The organism is Streptomyces sp. NPDC025784, assembly GCF_055558435.1.
On record NZ_JBVHMN010000005.1, the window covers coordinates 333224 to 348563 of the forward strand.

At 71.7% G+C, this 15340-nt stretch carries 14 protein-coding genes; 12 read left to right on the forward strand and 2 right to left on the reverse strand.

Going from position 1 to position 15340, the window contains the following annotated elements; all coding sequences use genetic code 11:
• Window positions 1–2: 2 nt before the first annotated feature.
• Genes ACZ4IF_RS14980 through ACZ4IF_RS15030 form a run of 11 tightly spaced genes read left to right on the forward strand, consistent with a single transcriptional unit; the run spans window position 3 to window position 11641 of the window.
• A complete protein-coding gene (locus ACZ4IF_RS14980; RefSeq protein WP_467562883.1) occupies window positions 3–1244 on the forward strand; it encodes a glycosyltransferase in 1242 nt (413 codons plus the stop codon).
• Window positions 1241–2476, forward strand: a complete 1236-nt coding sequence (locus ACZ4IF_RS14985; RefSeq protein ID WP_467562885.1) for a class I SAM-dependent methyltransferase — start codon at window positions 1241–1243, stop codon at window positions 2474–2476. Before ACZ4IF_RS14980 ends, ACZ4IF_RS14985 begins: the two co-directional genes overlap by 4 nt.
• Complete coding sequence (locus tag ACZ4IF_RS14990) at window positions 2473–3270, forward strand: glycosyltransferase family protein (RefSeq protein WP_467562887.1); 798 nt, start codon at window positions 2473–2475, stop codon at window positions 3268–3270. The genes ACZ4IF_RS14985 and ACZ4IF_RS14990 overlap by 4 nt, the downstream gene beginning before the upstream one ends.
• Entirely contained in the window at window positions 3267–3914 is a 648-nt protein-coding gene (locus ACZ4IF_RS14995) for a PIG-L deacetylase family protein (protein ID WP_359497449.1), read from the forward strand. The genes ACZ4IF_RS14990 and ACZ4IF_RS14995 overlap by 4 nt, the downstream gene beginning before the upstream one ends.
• Window positions 3915–3917: 3 nt before the next feature.
• On the forward strand, window positions 3918–4952 hold the full coding sequence (locus ACZ4IF_RS15000) for an NAD-dependent epimerase/dehydratase family protein (RefSeq protein WP_467562890.1): 1035 nt from the start codon (window positions 3918–3920) through the stop codon (window positions 4950–4952).
• Entirely contained in the window at window positions 4940–6223 is a 1284-nt protein-coding gene (locus tag ACZ4IF_RS15005; RefSeq protein WP_467562892.1) for a DUF4910 domain-containing protein, read from the forward strand. The genes ACZ4IF_RS15000 and ACZ4IF_RS15005 overlap by 13 nt, the downstream gene beginning before the upstream one ends.
• Before the next feature lie 5 nt (window positions 6224–6228).
• Window positions 6229–7527 carry a hypothetical protein gene (locus ACZ4IF_RS15010; protein WP_467562894.1) on the forward strand — a complete coding sequence of 433 codons (1299 nt, stop codon included), beginning with the start codon at window positions 6229–6231 and terminating at the stop codon, window positions 7525–7527.
• The gene (locus ACZ4IF_RS15015; RefSeq protein WP_467562896.1) at window positions 7524–8471 is read left to right on the forward strand and encodes a glycosyltransferase family 2 protein; all 948 of its coding nucleotides are present in this window, start codon (window positions 7524–7526) and stop codon (window positions 8469–8471) included. Before ACZ4IF_RS15010 ends, ACZ4IF_RS15015 begins: the two co-directional genes overlap by 4 nt.
• The gene (locus tag ACZ4IF_RS15020; protein WP_467562898.1) at window positions 8468–9760 is read left to right on the forward strand and encodes a polysaccharide pyruvyl transferase family protein; all 1293 of its coding nucleotides are present in this window, start codon (window positions 8468–8470) and stop codon (window positions 9758–9760) included. The genes ACZ4IF_RS15015 and ACZ4IF_RS15020 overlap by 4 nt, the downstream gene beginning before the upstream one ends.
• Complete coding sequence (rfbC, locus tag ACZ4IF_RS15025; protein ID WP_467562900.1) at window positions 9757–10308, forward strand: dTDP-4-dehydrorhamnose 3,5-epimerase; 552 nt, start codon at window positions 9757–9759, stop codon at window positions 10306–10308. The genes ACZ4IF_RS15020 and rfbC overlap by 4 nt, the downstream gene beginning before the upstream one ends.
• A gap of 7 nt (window positions 10309–10315) precedes the next feature.
• Window positions 10316–11641, forward strand: a complete 1326-nt coding sequence (locus ACZ4IF_RS15030; RefSeq protein WP_467562902.1) for a glutamate-1-semialdehyde 2,1-aminomutase — start codon at window positions 10316–10318, stop codon at window positions 11639–11641.
• Window positions 11642–11648: 7 nt separating this feature from the next.
• On the opposite strand, the gene ACZ4IF_RS15035 is transcribed toward ACZ4IF_RS15030, so the two are convergent.
• Window positions 11649–12347: a phosphatase PAP2 family protein gene (locus ACZ4IF_RS15035; protein WP_467562904.1), complete on the reverse strand. Its 699-nt coding sequence runs from the start codon at window positions 12345–12347 to the stop codon at window positions 11649–11651.
• An 859-nt stretch (window positions 12348–13206) separates the two neighbouring features.
• On the opposite strand from ACZ4IF_RS15035, the gene ACZ4IF_RS15040 reads away from it, so the two are divergent.
• A complete protein-coding gene (locus tag ACZ4IF_RS15040) occupies window positions 13207–14364 on the forward strand; it encodes a DUF3103 family protein (protein ID WP_467562906.1) in 1158 nt (385 codons plus the stop codon).
• Between the two features lie 181 nt (window positions 14365–14545).
• On the opposite strand, the gene ACZ4IF_RS15045 is transcribed toward ACZ4IF_RS15040, so the two are convergent.
• Window positions 14546–15175 carry a GNAT family N-acetyltransferase gene (locus ACZ4IF_RS15045; RefSeq protein ID WP_467562908.1) on the reverse strand — a complete coding sequence of 210 codons (630 nt, stop codon included), beginning with the start codon at window positions 15173–15175 and terminating at the stop codon, window positions 14546–14548.
• Window positions 15176–15340: the final 165 nt, after the last annotated feature.

The window sequence follows — 15340 nt, forward strand, 5'->3', positions numbered from 1 at the left end:
GCATGCACGTCCTCGTGGTGCACAACCGCTACGCCTCGGCGCAGCCGAGCGGGGAGAACAAGGTCGTCGACCAGGAAGTGGCGCTGCTGCGCGCGGCCGGCCACCGGGTCGACGTGTTCGAGCGGCGCAGTGACGACATCGCTGCCCGGTCCCTGCTGGGCAAAGCGGCGTTACCGCTGCTGGTGCCGTGGAACCCGGCGGTCCGCACGGAGCTCGCCGACCGGCTTCGCACCGAGCGGCCCGACGTGGTGCACATCCACAACGTCTTCCCGCTCCTGTCACCCGCGGTACTGGCCGCCTGCGCCGACGCCGACGTGCCCGCCGTCGCCACGCTGCACAACTACACGCAGATCTGCCCGCCCGGCACGCTGCAGCGGGACGGCCGGCCCTGCACCGAGTGCGTCGGGTCCACGCCGCTGCCCGCTGTCCGGCACGGCTGCTACCGGGGCTCCCGCCTCGCGACGGTGCCGCTCGCGGTCAGCATGTCGGTCAACCGGCGGCGCTGGTGGTCCGGCGTCGAACGGTTCTTGTGCATCTCCGCGGCGCAGCGCGACGTCCTGGTACGGGCCGGCATGCCGGCCGAACGGCTGGCGGTGAAGCACAACTTCGTGCCCGAACCGGGCGCCCTTCGAGAGGGCGATGGCGAGCATCTGCTCTATCTCGGTCGGCTCGCGGAGGCCAAGGGCGTGCGGCTGCTCATGGCCGCGTGGGACGAGATCGCCGCCGACGGCGGTGTGGGCGTGCCGCTCGTGATCGCCGGCACGGGGCCACTGGAGGGTGAGGTGGCCGGCTGGGCGGCGGATCGGGACGACGTGCGCTACGTCGGCCTGTACGACACGGCGGAGTGCCGGAAGGCCATCGCGCGGTCGGTCGCCGTGGTGGCTCCCTCGACGTGGCTGGAGGCGTTCGGTCTGGTGGTCGTGGAGGCGATGGCGGCGGGGGTGCCGGTCGTCGCCGCCGGTCACGGTGCCTTCGTCGAACTCGTCGAGGACGGGGTGACCGGGCTGCTGCACCGGCCGGGCGAGTCCGACGCGCTGGTGTCCTGCATACGCCGGATCGCGGGCGAGCCGGCCCGCAACCGGGAGATGGGCCAGGCGGCCCGGCGCCGTTACGAGCAGGGTTTCAGCCCGGCCGTCGGCCTCGATCGCCTGGTGGATGAGTACCGCACCGCGATCGCGGGGCGGTCAGCACTGGCTCGCGGCGGGGACACCCGCGCGAGCAGGGGGGATGGGGACAGTAGATGACACGATGCCGACTCTGCGGTTCGGAAGCGATGGCGAGCGTCGTCGACCTCGGGGCGACGCCGCCGTGTGAGAGCTTTCTCGCCGCGGACCAACTGGACAAGCCGGAACCGGCGTACCCGCTGCACCTGCGGGTCTGCACCGACTGCTGGCTGGCGCAGATCCCTCCGCTGATCACGCCGGAGGAGACCTTCAGCGAGTACGCGTACTTCTCCTCCTACTCGACCTCCTGGGTGGAGCACGCGCGCACGTTCGTCACGGACGCCGTACAGCGGTTGGGCCTCGGCACCGACGCCTTCGTGGTCGAGGTCGCGAGCAACGACGGGTACCTGCTGAAGCACGTGGTGGACCGCGGGATCCGCTGCCTGGGCATCGAGCCGTCGGTGAACGTCGGCGCCACGGCGCGGGAGGCCGGTGTGCCCACGCTCACGGAGTTCCTCTCCCCCGACACCGGTTCGGCCGTCCGCGCCGAACACGGCCCGGCGGACCTGGTCGTGGCCAACAACGTGTACGCGCACATCCCCGACGTGGTCGGGTTCACCCAGGGGCTGCGCGCCCTGGTCGCCGACGACGGCTGGGTCTCCATCGAGGTGCAGCACCTGCTGACCCTGATCGAGGAGAACCAGTACGACACGATCTACCACGAGCACTTCCAGTACTACACGGTTGCGTCCGCGATCCGGGCGCTGGCGAGCGGCGGACTCTCCCTCGTGGACGTCGAGTTGCTGCCCACACACGGCGGCTCCATCCGGCTGTGGGCCCGGCCGGCCGAGGTGGCCGGCGAGCCGAGCGGCCGGGTGGCCGAGGTGCTCGACCGGGAGAAGGCGGCCGGGCTGCAGGAGCTGTCCGGGTACACCGAGTTCTCCGCCCGCGTGGCGAAGGTGCGCCGGGACCTGCTGCGGTTCCTCATCGACGCGGCCGAGCGCGGCGAGACGGTCGTCGGCTACGGCGCCCCGGGCAAGGGGAACACCCTGCTCAACCACTGCGGCATCCGGCCCGACCTGCTCGCCTACACGGTCGACCGCAACCCCTACAAGCACGGCAGGTTCACCCCGGGCACCCGCATCCCGATCCTGTCGCCCGAGCGGATAGCCGCCGACAAGCCGGACTACGTCCTCGTCCTGCCCTGGAACCTGCGGGCCGAGCTGGTCGAGCAGCTGTCCTTCGTGCACGACTGGGGCGGCCGGCTCGTCTTCCCCGTTCCGGAACTGAGCATTGTCGAGGTCAAGGCATGAAGGTCGTACTGTTCTGCGGCGGCTACGGCATGCGCATGCGCAACGGAGCCTCCGACGACGTGCCCAAGCCGATGGCGATGGTCGGCCCGAGGCCGCTGATCTGGCACGTCATGCGCTACTACGCGCATTTCGGGCACACGGAGTTCATCCTGTGCCTCGGGTACGGGGCCCACCACATCAAGGACTTCTTCCTCAACTACGAGGAGACCACGTCCAACGACTTCGTGCTGCGCGGCGGGCGGACGGAGCTGCTGTCCACGGACATCGCCGACTGGACGATCACGTTCGCGCAGACCGGCATCGAGTCGCCGATCGGGGAGCGGCTGCGCCGGGTGCGGCACCACCTGGACGGCGACGAGATGTTCCTCGCCAACTACGCCGACGTGCTCACCGACGCCCCACTGCCGGAGATGATCGACAACTTCGCCCGGCGCGACGCCGGTGCGTCGATGATGGTGGTGCCGCCGCAATCCTCGTTCCACTGCGTGGACCTGGGTGAGGACGGCCTGGTGGGGGGCATCACCGCGGTGAGCGACATGCCGCTGTGGGAGAACGGCGGCTACTTCGTGCTCCGCCAGGAGGTCTTCGACCACATCCCGGAGGACGGGGACCTGGTCGCCGACGGCTGCGCCCAACTGGCCAAGCGCGGAAGGCTGGTGGCGCACCAGCACCGCGGCTTCTGGAAGCCGACCGACACCGTGAAGGAGCGGGCCGCGCTCGACGACGCCTACACCCGGGGCGAGCGCCCATGGGCCGTGTGGGAGCGGGACGGCGCCGCGGTGGGGACCGCGTGATCCGGCTCGGGGCCGAGCGCCTGGACCGGATCGTCGCGGTGGGCGCGCACTGCGACGACATCGCCATCGGCGCCGGCGGCACGCTCCTGACGCTGTGCCTCGCGCGGCCGGGCATCCGCGTCGACGTGCTGGTGCTCTCCGGCGGTGGCAGCGAGCGGGAGCAGGAGGAGCAGGCCGCGCTCGCCGCCTTCTGCCCCGGCGCCGACCTGCGGCTGACCGTGCACAAGCTTCCCGACGGTCGGCTGCCCGCCCACTGGGACGAGGCCAAGGCCGCGGTCGAGGAGCTGCGCGCGGGGACGGAACCGGATCTCGTGCTGGCTCCGCGCACCGACGACGCGCACCAGGACCACCGCGGCCTGGCGAAGCTCATGACCACCGCGTTCCGCGACCACCTGGTGCTCGGCTACGAGATCGTCAAGTGGGACGGCGATCTCGGCCGTCCGACGGTGTACCAGCAACTGTCGCCGGAGATCGCCGAACAGAAGGTGCGGCTGCTCCAGGAGCACTACCCCTCACAGCAACACCGGCCCTGGTACGACCGCGAGGCCTTCCTCGGGCTGGCCCGGATCCGCGGCATCGAAAGCAACGCGCGCTACGCCGAGGCGTTCGCCGTCACCAAACTCACTCTCAACCTGGGGGAATGAACCTTGCGCGTACTGCTCACCGGACACCAGGGCTACCTGGGCACCGTGATGGCCCCCGTCCTCGCGGCCGCCGGGCACGAGGTCGTCGGCCTGGACGCCGGACTGTTCGCCGACTGCGTGCTCGGCCCGACGCCCGCGGACCCGCCGGGGCACCGGGTGGACCTGCGCGACGTCACGGCCGAGCACGTGGCCGGGGTGGACGCCGTGATCCACCTGGCCGCGCTGTCCAACGACCCGCTCGGATCGCTGGCGCCCGAGCTCACCTACGACATCAACCACCACGCGTCCGTACGCCTTGCCCAACTGGCCCGTGACGCCGGAGTGCGGCGCTTCCTGTACGCGTCGACGTGCTCGGTCTACGGGGCCGCCGGCGACCCCGACTTGTCGAACTTGGTGGCCGAGGACGCGCCGCTGCGCCCGGTGACACCGTACGCGGAGTCCAAGGTGCGGGTGGAGGACGATCTGCACGCGCTGGCCGACGGCGACTTCAGCCCGGTGTACATGCGCAACGCCACCGCCTTCGGCTACTCGCCCCGGCTGCGCGCCGACATCGTGCTGAACAACCTGGTGGGCCACGCGCTCCTGTCCGGCGAGGTGTTGGTGCTCTCCGACGGCACCCCCTGGCGCCCGCTGGTGCACGCCGCCGACATCGCACGGGCCTTCGCGGCCGCGCTGACCGCGCCGCGGGAAGCGGTGCACGACCGGGCGTTCAACATCGGCAGCGAGATCAACAACGTCACGGTCGCCGAGATCGCCGAGCAGGTCGCCGAGGCGGTGTCCGGCGCGAAGGTGGTGATCACCGGGGAGAACGGCGCCGATCCGCGGTCGTACCGGGTGGACTTCTCCCGGTTCCGCACAGCCATTCCCGGCTTCGACTGCGAGTGGACGGTGAAGCAGGGCGCGCTCGAACTCGCCGACGCCTACCGGAATCACGGCCTGACCCGGGAGGACTTCGAGCGACGCTTCACCCGGCTGGCCGTGCTGCGCGCGGCGTCCGACGCCGGCACCGTCGACGACACCCTGCGGTGGCGCCCGTGACCACGCCCGGCGAGGAGATGTACGCCCTGGTGGAGCGGATGTACCCGCTGTGCCGGAGCATCACCGGCGACGGTGTGCGCGCCACCCTGGACATCGTCGGCGAGTACCTCCCGCTCACGGTGCACGAGGTGCCGACCGGGACCCAGGTGCTCGACTGGACGGTTCCGCAGGAGTGGAACATCCGGGACGCGTACATCGCCGACCCGTCCGGCCACCGGGTCGTCGACTTCGCCGCGTCCAGCCTGCACGTGCTCGGTTACAGCGTGCCCGTGTCGGCGACCATGCCGCTGGACGAGCTGCGCGGACACCTGTACACCCTGCCGGACCACCCGAGCTGGGTGCCGTACCGGACCAGCTACTACAAGCCGCAATGGGGGTTCTGCCTGGCCCAGGAGACCCTGGACGCGCTGCCGGACGGCGAGTACGAGGTGCGCATCGACTCCACACTCGCGGACGGCCATCTCACCTACGCCGAGCACGTGGTCCCCGGGCAGGTCGCCGACGAGGTGATCGTCTCCAGCCACGTCTGCCACCCTTCGCTGGCCAACGACAATCTGGCCGGCATCGCCGTGGCGACGTACCTGGCGCGCGCGCTGGCGGAGCACACCCCGTACTACACCTACCGGTTCGTCTTCGCGCCCGGCACCATCGGGGCGATCACCTGGCTGGCCCGCAACGCCGAGCGGATCGACCGGGTCAAGCACGGCCTCGTACTGGCCTGTGCCGGCGACCGGGGCCGGTTGACGTACAAGCGGAGCAGGCGTGGCGACGCGGAGATCGACCGGGTGATGCGGCACGTACTGACCGCCTCCGAACGCCCCCACGGGGTGAGGGAGTTCACTCCGTACGGCTACGACGAGCGGCAGTACTGCTCGCCCGGGTTCGATCTCGGCGTGGGCTCGCTCAGCCGGACGCCGTACGCCGGGTACCCCGAGTACCACACCTCGGCGGACAACCTGGACTTCGTCGCTCCGCAGGCGATGGCGGACACGCTCGCCGTCTGCCGCGAGGCGTTCGCCGTCCTGGACCGCAACCGGCAGTACGTCAACCTCAGCCCCTACGGCGAACCGCAGCTGGGCCGGCGCGGGTTGTACGACTCGCTCGGCGGCCGGAGCGACGCGAAGCAGACCGAGATGGCCATGCTCTGGGTGCTCAACCTCTCCGACGGTCGGCACAGTCTGCTGGATGTCGCCGAGCGGTCCGGGCTGCCGTTCGACACCGTCGCCGCCGCGGCCGGTGCTCTGCGCGACGCCGACCTGATCAAGGCGTGACGCCGATGACCACCGAGGGGGAGAATCCGCGGACGACGGCGCCACCGGCCGGGTCCGCCAAACGGGCCCTCGTCGGCCGGCTGTCCTGGGGGCTGGCCGACCAGGCGGCCTCCAGCGTGAGCAACTTCGCGGTGGGCATCTATGTGGCCCGCTCGCTGGGGGTGACCGCGTTCGGTGTGTTCAGCCTGGCGTGGGTGACGTACGGCGTGGTGCTCAACGTCTCCCGCGGGCTGGCCACCGATCCGCTCACGGTGCGCTTCAGCGGCCCGCCGGGCGCGGCCTGGCGCGGGGCGGTGGCCCGGTCGACGGGCACCGCGCTCGGCGTCGGCGCCGCCCTCGGCGCGGTGTCCCTGGCGGCCGGGCTCGGTCTCGGCGGCCGTGTGGGGCCCGCGTTCGCCGCCCTTGGTGTCATGTTGCCGGGGCTGCTGCTCCAGGACGCCTGGCGGTACTCGTTCTTCGCCGCGGGCTCCGGGCGGAAGGCGTTCTTCAACGATGTCGTGTGGGGTGTCGCGCTCGTCCCGGCCATGGTGGTGGCCGCCCGTGTGGGCAGCGTGGCCGCCTTCGTGCTCGCCTGGGGCGCGTCCGCGACGGTGGCCGCGGGGTACGGCTACGTCCAGTCCGGCATCCGGCCCCGGATGGCGGAGGCGCGCGGGTGGCTGCGCGAGCAGCGCGATCTCGGCTACCGGTATCTGGTCGAGAACGTCAGCCTCAGTGGCGCCAGCCAGTTGCGTGCGTACGGTCTCGGCGCGATCGTCGGGGTCGGCGCGGTGGGCGCGGTGCGGGGCGCCGAGCTGCTGCTCGGCCCGTTCCTGGCCGTGCTCATGGGGCTTTCGCTGGTCACCGTCCCGGAGGCGGCACGCGTACTGCGGCAGGCGCCGCATCAACTGGGCAGGTTCTGCCTGCTCCTCGGCGGAGGGCAGGCCGTCGGCGCGCTGCTCTGGGGCTCGGCTTTGCTGCTGATGCCCGGCCGGCTCGGCGAGATGGTGCTCGGCGACGTCTGGCACTCCGCCTCTCAGCTCATCGTGCCGATCAGCCTCGGCGTCGCCGGCGCGGGCCTCGGCACCGGCGCGGCGGCCGGGCTGCGCGCGCTCGGCGCGGCAAGGCGCAGCCTGCGCTGCCAGTTGTTCGCCTCCGCCGGTTACGTCGGCGGAGGGCTCGGCGGTGCGGCCGCCGCCGGAACGGTCGGCTCGGCCTGGGGCGTCGCCGCCGCAACCGTCACCGGCTCGGCCGTGTGGTGGCTGCAACTGCGGTCCGCCCTGCGCGAGCACGCTCAGGAACCGATCCCCGAAGTGAGGACGTCATGACCGCGCACCCCAGGCTGAGCATCGGCCTGCCCGTCTACAACGGCGAGGAGTACCTGGCCGAGTCGCTCGACGCCCTGCTCGGCCAGACCTACGAGGACTTCGAACTGGTCATCTCCGACAACGCCTCGGCCGACGGGACCGAGGACATCTGCCGGCGGTACGCCGCGAAGGACTCGCGCATCCGGTACATCCGGCTGCCCCGCAACATCGGCGCCACGCCGAACCACAACCACGTGCTCGCCGAGTCACGCGGCGAGCTGTTCAAGTGGGCCTCGCACGACGACCTGTACGGCCGGGATCTGCTGCGGCTGTGCGTGGAGGCACTGGACGAGCGCCCGGAGATGATCCTCGCGCACACCGGCCAGGCGGTCATCGACGGCGACGGCAAGGTGAAGGTGCCCTACGAGTACACACTCGCCACCGACTCGCCGAACGCGCCGGATCGCTTCCGCAGTCTGCTGTTCGAGCCCGGCGGCGACGACTTCTACGGGGTCATGCGGACCGACATGCTGCGCCGGGTCAAACCGATGGACAGCTACCACCACGCGGACCGCACGTACGTCGCCGAGATCACCCTGCACGGGCCCTTCCACCAGGTGCCCGAACTGCTGTACTTCCGCCGCGACCACCCCACCCGCGCCGAGCGGGCGAACCCGTCCAAGCGCTCCCGGTGCGTCAACCTGGACCCGCGCCGGGCCGGCCTGCTGCACCCGACGCCCAGACTGCTCGCCGAGTACGTGTGGGGCTTCGCCTCGGCGATCCGACGGGCGCCGCTGTCCCCTGCCGACCGGCGCGCCTGTCGCAAGCACCTGGCCGCGTGGATGACCAGCCGGGTCCGGCCGGGCGCCGGCGAGCGGGTCGAGGACCGCGCCCCGGTCGACCCGGGCCTGCTCACCGTCTCCGTCGACGACCTGGTCGCCGGCCGCGAGGGGAGGCAGGCATGACGTCCGCGGGCAAAGCCCCGGTGCGCGTCGGGGTGTTCGGCCTGCTCGGCTCCGGCAACCTCGGCAACGACGGGTCCCTCGAGGCCGTGCTCGGGTACCTCCGCGCCGCGCACCCGGGGGCGGTCGTGGACGCGCTGTGCGGCGGGCCCGACGTCGTCGCGGCCCGGTACGGGATCCCCGCGACACGGCTGCACTGGTACCGCGGGGAGTACCGGACCGCGTCGCGTGCGGGAGCGATCGCCGGGAAGGGTCTGGGCAAGCTCGTCGACGTCTTCCGCACCGCCGCCTGGGTGCGCAAGCACGACGTGGTGATCGTGCCCGGCATGGGCGTCCTGGAGGCCACTCTGCCGCTGCGGCCGTGGGGCTTCCCCTACGCGCTGTTCCTGCTCTGCGCGACCGGCCGGCTGTCCGGCACCCGGGTCGCGCTGGTCGGCGTCGGCGCCGCCCCGATCGGCAACCGGGCGACCCGGACCCTGGTGCGCTGGTCGGCACGGCTGGCCGCCTACCGGTCGTACCGGGACTCCCCCTCCCGCGACGCGATGCGGGCGATGGGCGTGGACACCACGCGCGACGAGGTCCACCCGGACCTCGCGTTCGCCCTGTCGACGCCGCCGTCCCCCGGGCTCTCGGCTTCTCCCCCGGCCTTCGGCGGGGAGGGGCCGCCGGAGCAGGGAGGTACCCCCGTCCCGCCCTCGGGCGCGCCGGGCCCGGTCTGCGTCGGTGTCATGGCCTTCCACGGCGGCGACGACGACCGCGCCCGGGCCGAGGAGATCCACCGGCGCTACCTGGACGGGACAACTCGTTTCGTCCGCACGCTGGTCGAGGACGGCAGGCCGGTCCGGCTGCTCACCGGCGACGAGTGCGACGCGCCCGTGGTCGCAGCGATCCTCGACGCGGTGGACTCGCCGCTGGTCACCGCGGCCGACGCGACCTCGCTGGCCGACCTGATGAAGGAGACGGCGGCTGCCGACAGCGTGGTGGCGACCCGGTACCACAACCTGATCTGCGCGCTGAAGGCCGGCACACCGACGCTCGCACTCAGCTATGCGGCGAAGAGCGACGCGCTCATGGCTCAGATGGGGCTGGCCGCATACTGCCACCCGGCTCGCGAGGTCGACGCCGATCGGCTGCTCGCACAGTTCCGGGCGCTGGAGCGGCGATCGGCGGAGCTGCGGCAGACCCTCGCCGAGAAGAACCTGACCGCCGCCCGGCAACTCGAGCGCCAGTTCACCGCCCTGAGCGCGGCGCTGTTCCCGGCGAACGACCACGCCCTGCAGGAGGCCCTGTGAAGGCGACCGAAGTCCCGGCGATCGCCGGCGCGTACTTGTTCGAGCCGACGCCGTACGCCGACGAACGCGGCTTCTTCTGCCGCACCTTCGACGCCGACGTGGTCCGCTCGGTGGGCCTCGACCCGGACGCCTTCGTCCAGGACAGCGTGTCCCGCTCGGTCCGGGGCGTGCTCCGCGGCCTGCACCTGCGCTCCGGTGCCGGCGAGGCCAAGCTGGTCCGGTGCTCGTACGGGAGGATCTTCGACGTCGTCGTCGACCTGCGGGCGGACTCGCCGACGTACCGCAACGTGGCCTCCTTCGAACTGTCCGGCGAGACCCAGGTGTCCCTGTACATCCCGGCGGGATGCGCGCACGGCTTCCAGGCGTTGACCGAAACCGCCGACACCTCGTACCGGATCGACCGCCCGCACGATCCGGCCGAGGACGTGACGATCGCGTTCGACGACCCGGAGCTCGCCATCGCCTGGCCGCTGCCGGCCACATCGATGTCCCCACGGGACCGGGGGGCACAAAGCCTCGCCGAGGTCCTGAAGCACAGAGAAAGTTGAGGTCCCCGTGGACACCGAAGAGCTTCACCTGCCCCTGTCGCGGACAGCCAACGAGCGGCTGCATGCCATGATCCCCGGGGGCGCGCACACCTACGCCAAGGGCGACGACCAGTATCCCGACAACCTGGCCCCGGTCATCAGCCACGGCAGCGGTGCCCACGTGTGGGACGTCGACGGCAACCGGTACATCGAGTACGGCTCCGGGCTGCGGTCCGTCAGCCTCGGCCACGCGCACCCTCGTGTGATCGAGGCGGTGCGGCGCGAACTCGACCGCGGCAGCAACTTCGTCCGGCCGTCCATCGTGGAGGTCGAAGCTGCGGAGCGCTTCCTGGCCACGGTGCCGACCGCCGAGATGGTGAAGTTCGCGAAGAACGGCTCCGACGCCACCACCGCCGCGGTGCGCCTGGCCCGCGCCGCCACCGGACGCCCGCGGGTGGCCCTCTGCGCCGACCATCCGTTCTTCTCCGTCGACGACTGGTTCATCGGCACGACGCCGATGTCCGCCGGCATTCCGGCGGAGACCAACGACCTCACCGTGACGTTCCCGTACGGGGACCTGGCCGCCACGGAGGAGCTGCTCACCCGGTACCAGGACGAGGTCGCCTGTCTGATCCTCGAACCCGCCACCCACACCGAGCCGCCGCCCGGGTACCTCGCCGGTCTGCGCGAACTGGCCGACCGGCACGGCTGCGTCCTGATCTTCGACGAGATGATCACTGGTTTCCGCTGGTCCGAGGCGGGAGCCCAGGGCCTGTACGGCGTGGTGCCCGACCTGTCCACGTTCGGCAAGGCACTGGGCAACGGTTTCGCCGTCTCCGCGCTGGCCGGGCGCCGTGAGCTGATGGAGCGGGGCGGGCTGCGTCACTCCGGCGACCGGGTCTTCCTGCTGTCCACCACGCACGGTGCGGAGACGCACTCCCTGGCGGCCGCGATGGCCGTGCTCACCACCTACGTCGAAGAGGGCGTCACCGCACGGCTGCACGCCCTCGGCGAGCGGCTCGCCGCCGGTGTCCGTGAAGCGGCGGCCACCATGGGTGTCGGCGAACACGTCGTCGTCCGGGGCCGGGCCAGCAACCTGGTCTTCGCCACTCTCGACGAGAACGGGCAGCCGTCGCAGGAGTACCGCACGCTGTTCCTTCGCCGCCTCCTCGCGGGCGGGGTGCTGGCCCCGTCGTTCGTGGTGAGCAGCGCGCTCGACGACGCCGACATCGACCACACCGTCGACGTGGTGGCCCAGGCGTGCGCGGTGTACCGGAAGGCACTGGACGCCGCCGACCCCACCCCCTGGCTGGCAGGACGACCGGTGAAACCCGTGTTCCGCCGCTCGGCGTGACCTGGCGTCAGCGACGCTCCCGCCGACCGGCGTCGGCCGTCCGATCGACCATCCGATCGGCCCGCCGGTCGGCCGTCCGGTCGACGAGCCAAGCGGTCGGCGGCATCACCGCCAGCGCGGTGCACCAGCCGCCGAGGACGTCGGTCGGGTAGTGCGCGCCCAACGCGACCTGCGCCCAGCCCATGGCGGCGCCGGCGACCAGCGCCGCGGCGAGCACGAGTGACGTGCCGGCCGTCCTGCCGAGGCCGAGCCGGTCGGTCGCGAGCAGCGCCACCACGAAGGCGAGCGCGGTGGCGAAGGCGGTGTGGCCGCTCGGGTAGGACAGGTTGCCGTCGCCGTGGATGGTGCGTCCCACCAGGGACTTGAGCAGCGTCGCCGTCCCCACGGTCAGGCCGGCTCCGGCGACGACGAGCACCGCCGCGCGCGGACGCCGAAGCAGCAGGCAGCCCGTCACGGCGGCCACGACCAGCATGACCGCGCCCACGGGCTCCCCCAAGAAGTCCAGGGCCAGTGCGACGTACCGCCACGGCGGCCGCACACTGTCCGCCGTCGGCCGGACGACCCACCTGTCCACCCTGCCGGGCCGGGTGTGCCCGGCATACAGAACCCCGATCACGACGACCACCAGCGCGGCGAGGACCGCCACGAGCCCGAGCCGTCCGCGCAGCGGTGGGGGCAGCACCGCGGGCGCCGGCCGGCCGGTCACACGCCCACCGTGCCCGGCCGGCCGGCGGTGCTCTGCCGTGATCGGCATGCCTTCTCCCGGATCCTGACTACTGGACGGAAGGTGAGGGTGTGACCCTTCGTCCGACCGGTGGGCAACCATGAATCAGCGGCCTCCTGTTTCCCCTGTTCCAGGCGGCGATCGAGCCGCGCATCCCGCTCATGACCGAGACGGGGAAGGGCCCGCACACCGTCGCGGGCCGTCCGCCGGCTGCGAGGCCCCTCCCCCGCCCGTCGGAGCCGACGCCGTGCCACCGGCCGCTGTCGCGATGCCGCGCCCCCGCGAACTGCCTGCTGCCGCCCGCCGGCATGGCCCGGATGGTCGGAAGTAGGGGCTGCACACGGCCGAGCCGTGCAAATGTGCCGACGCATCAGGCGTGAACCGAGACGGGCCGACTCCCAGGCCCGCTCCGGCCAGGTGATCCCACGCCTCCGACGCCGGTCGACGTCGCCTTCTGCCGGCGCCAACTCCCCACCAACGAGCCCCCCGTCGTATCCGACTCGGCCGACCCGGGAGTCACCAGCCTGTGCAGCCCCGAACCCGCCGTCCTGTCCGTCGCCCTGGTCATGGGCATCGGAATCAGTGTCCGCCTGCCACCCTAACCAACGATGCGGTCGCGGCAGGCCGCCCTCGGACAAGTGCGCGTGGGCCGTCCCGCGCCCGCACACCCGCCTCCCGGCACCTGACGACCGCTCAGTAGGAACGTTCTGCACGCCCTCTTGCTTGAAGTGTCATGCACCCGCCATCCTGTCTCCGGAGAATCTACTCGCATAGATTCCATGGCTCCCTCGCTCGTCTGACTCCGTCATCGTCAGCACCCGCTCCTTGGGAGGATCCTCAAGTGAGACCTCGTCAGCCGCGGCGCCACAGCGCCGCCGCCATCGTGGCGTCCCTGCTCGCCCTGTCCGCCGGCCAGACCGTCGGCGCGTCACCCGCAGCATCGGCCCCCTCCGCTCCGGCCTCCGCCACCACCGTGGCGACCGCCCAGGACCAGGCCGCTCGTTCCATAGCCCGCTCGCTCTCGGACAGTGCCTGGCGCACCCGCGTCCAGCACGCCGCCCTCGCCACCGACGAGGTGCCCATCACGGCACTGGCCGGCCGGAGCGACACCGACTTGCAGTCCGTGCTGGCCCGCACGGACCGCCGGATCGCCGCAGCCAAGGGCCTTGACGCCGGCATCGGTTCGCTGCTGCGGCTGCGCCTCGGGAACCACACCATGCGCAGCGCACTGTCAGCCGGCAAAGCGCCCTGGGTGGCCCCCGCCGCCAGCGATGACCACGCCACCACGGTCGTCGCCTACGACAGCCGGGGCCATGCGCACACACTCGATGCCCGTCACGCGCCCGACCGGCCGGTCTATGTCCTCGACATAGACAGCTCCAAGGCGCTGGCCGCCGGCCTCGGTGTGCTCAACCGGCAGCTCCACCACTACGGTCTGGCCTCCAGCGCACCGGCATCGGCACCCGAGTCGGACGCGGCCGAGAAGGCGCGGACCCAGGCTGCCGCCGGGGGCTTCTGGACCACTCGCATCACCGCGGTGGAACTCTCGGACGACGAGGAACCCTGGGTCAAGGGCGATGCCGAGATCTACACGCTGGTCACCGGCTTCGCGCAGGACGGCACCGTACGCGTCGACCCCGTGGACATGCCGTATCTCGACAACGACGGCACGGTCTACCGGCCCGGCCAGATTCTGGTCAACTGGTCGAACTACAAGTACAACCTGGCCGACGCCGTCATGATGGAGGAGGACGGCAGCACCAACTACCGCGACCTCGCCAAGGCCATCGCCACCGTGCTGCTCACCGTCACCGACCAGGGGACCTACATCCCCCTCGTGAACGCGGTCCTGGATGCCATCCCGAACGACTGGTGGACGGACGACCCCGACTACGTCGACTCCTGGTACACCCTCGCCCGCACCGACAACGGCACCCGCTACGGCGCCCGAGGCAACGGCTGGATGACCGTGGAACCGTACTTCGTCCAGGAGAACTGAGCAAAGCGCACACCGCCGGCAGCGCATCACCCTGACACGCGTGAGGACAGCCCTCTGATCCCCGATCAGGTGCGGTCACACGTCAGGGTGGTGCGCTGCGCGCACCGCCTCCCGGCGACACGTCATGAACCCCCTTCGGAACGGGGGAACGCGCAAGTGGGCGACGCCGAACGAACGGTGATCAGCTCGCCGAACTGCCGCGGGTCCAGTCCGCTGAACGGCCCACTGCACGCCGCGCATTCGCGGACTGCTCTCGGCGCAGATCGAGCAGCATCACGTCATGGAGGTCCGCGCCCTCGCCCCGTGGCCGCGCCTCACCGATCTTGCGATATCCCCACGCTCGGTAAGCGGCCGACGCCGCCCTGCTCGCCGGGTGGACGTTCAACAGCACCCGCTCGGCTTCGACGGCGTCGAGCAGCGTCTCGTGCAGACGGCGTGCAACACCCCGTCCGCGCCATGGTGCGCGCACGGCGAGTTCCAGCAGCCCGAAGGTGCGGTGCCCGTCCTCACGCCGCATGTCGTCGGGCACGGGCGCGGTCAGTTCGTCCCACCACACCGTGTCGGCACCGAGCCGATGACCGTACGCCATGCCGATCGGCTCGCCGTCCTCAGCACGGGCCAAGGCCGCGTGAAAGGTGCGGTCGCGAACCTGTACGGGGAAGCGGCGGAAGGCGGCGGCGACGTCGTCCTCGGTCTCGTTGTAAGGAGGTTCGGCGAACGCTTCGGCGTAGACCAGTTTGAACGCGTCCGCGGCCCGCACCGCGGCCGACCCGTCCATGCGCTCTGTCGCGATGATTCCCTGCTGCGCCATGTGGTCCCCCTCGAACGGTCACGCACATGCGCTCGCCGCGCACTTCACGGCCGATGACACTCCCGGATCCTACCCACCAGGTCCGTCTTCGGATCCGCTCCCGTCGGTCGCGGGGCAACGGTGCGGCCCCTTCACGTCGAGTCGTCGACGCCGCTCACAGCAGGG

What these genes read in the sequence shown, in the direction of transcription:
- ACZ4IF_RS15020 (WP_467562898.1), top strand. Translation starts at nt 8,468, where the DNA reads ATGACGTCCGCGGGCAAAGCCCCGGTGCGCGTCGGGGTGTTCGGCCTG.
- ACZ4IF_RS15010 (WP_467562894.1), top strand. Translation starts at nt 6,229, where the DNA reads ATGACCACCGAGGGGGAGAATCCGCGGACGACGGCGCCACCGGCCGGG.
- ACZ4IF_RS14985 (WP_467562885.1), top strand. Translation starts at nt 1,241, where the DNA reads ATGACACGATGCCGACTCTGCGGTTCGGAAGCGATGGCGAGCGTCGTC.
- ACZ4IF_RS14990 (WP_467562887.1), top strand. Translation starts at nt 2,473, where the DNA reads ATGAAGGTCGTACTGTTCTGCGGCGGCTACGGCATGCGCATGCGCAAC.
- ACZ4IF_RS15045 (WP_467562908.1), bottom strand. Translation starts at nt 15,175, where the DNA reads ATGGCGCAGCAGGGAATCATCGCGACAGAGCGCATGGACGGGTCGGCC.
- ACZ4IF_RS15015 (WP_467562896.1), top strand. Translation starts at nt 7,524, where the DNA reads ATGACCGCGCACCCCAGGCTGAGCATCGGCCTGCCCGTCTACAACGGC.
- ACZ4IF_RS14980 (WP_467562883.1), top strand. Translation starts at nt 3, where the DNA reads ATGCACGTCCTCGTGGTGCACAACCGCTACGCCTCGGCGCAGCCGAGC.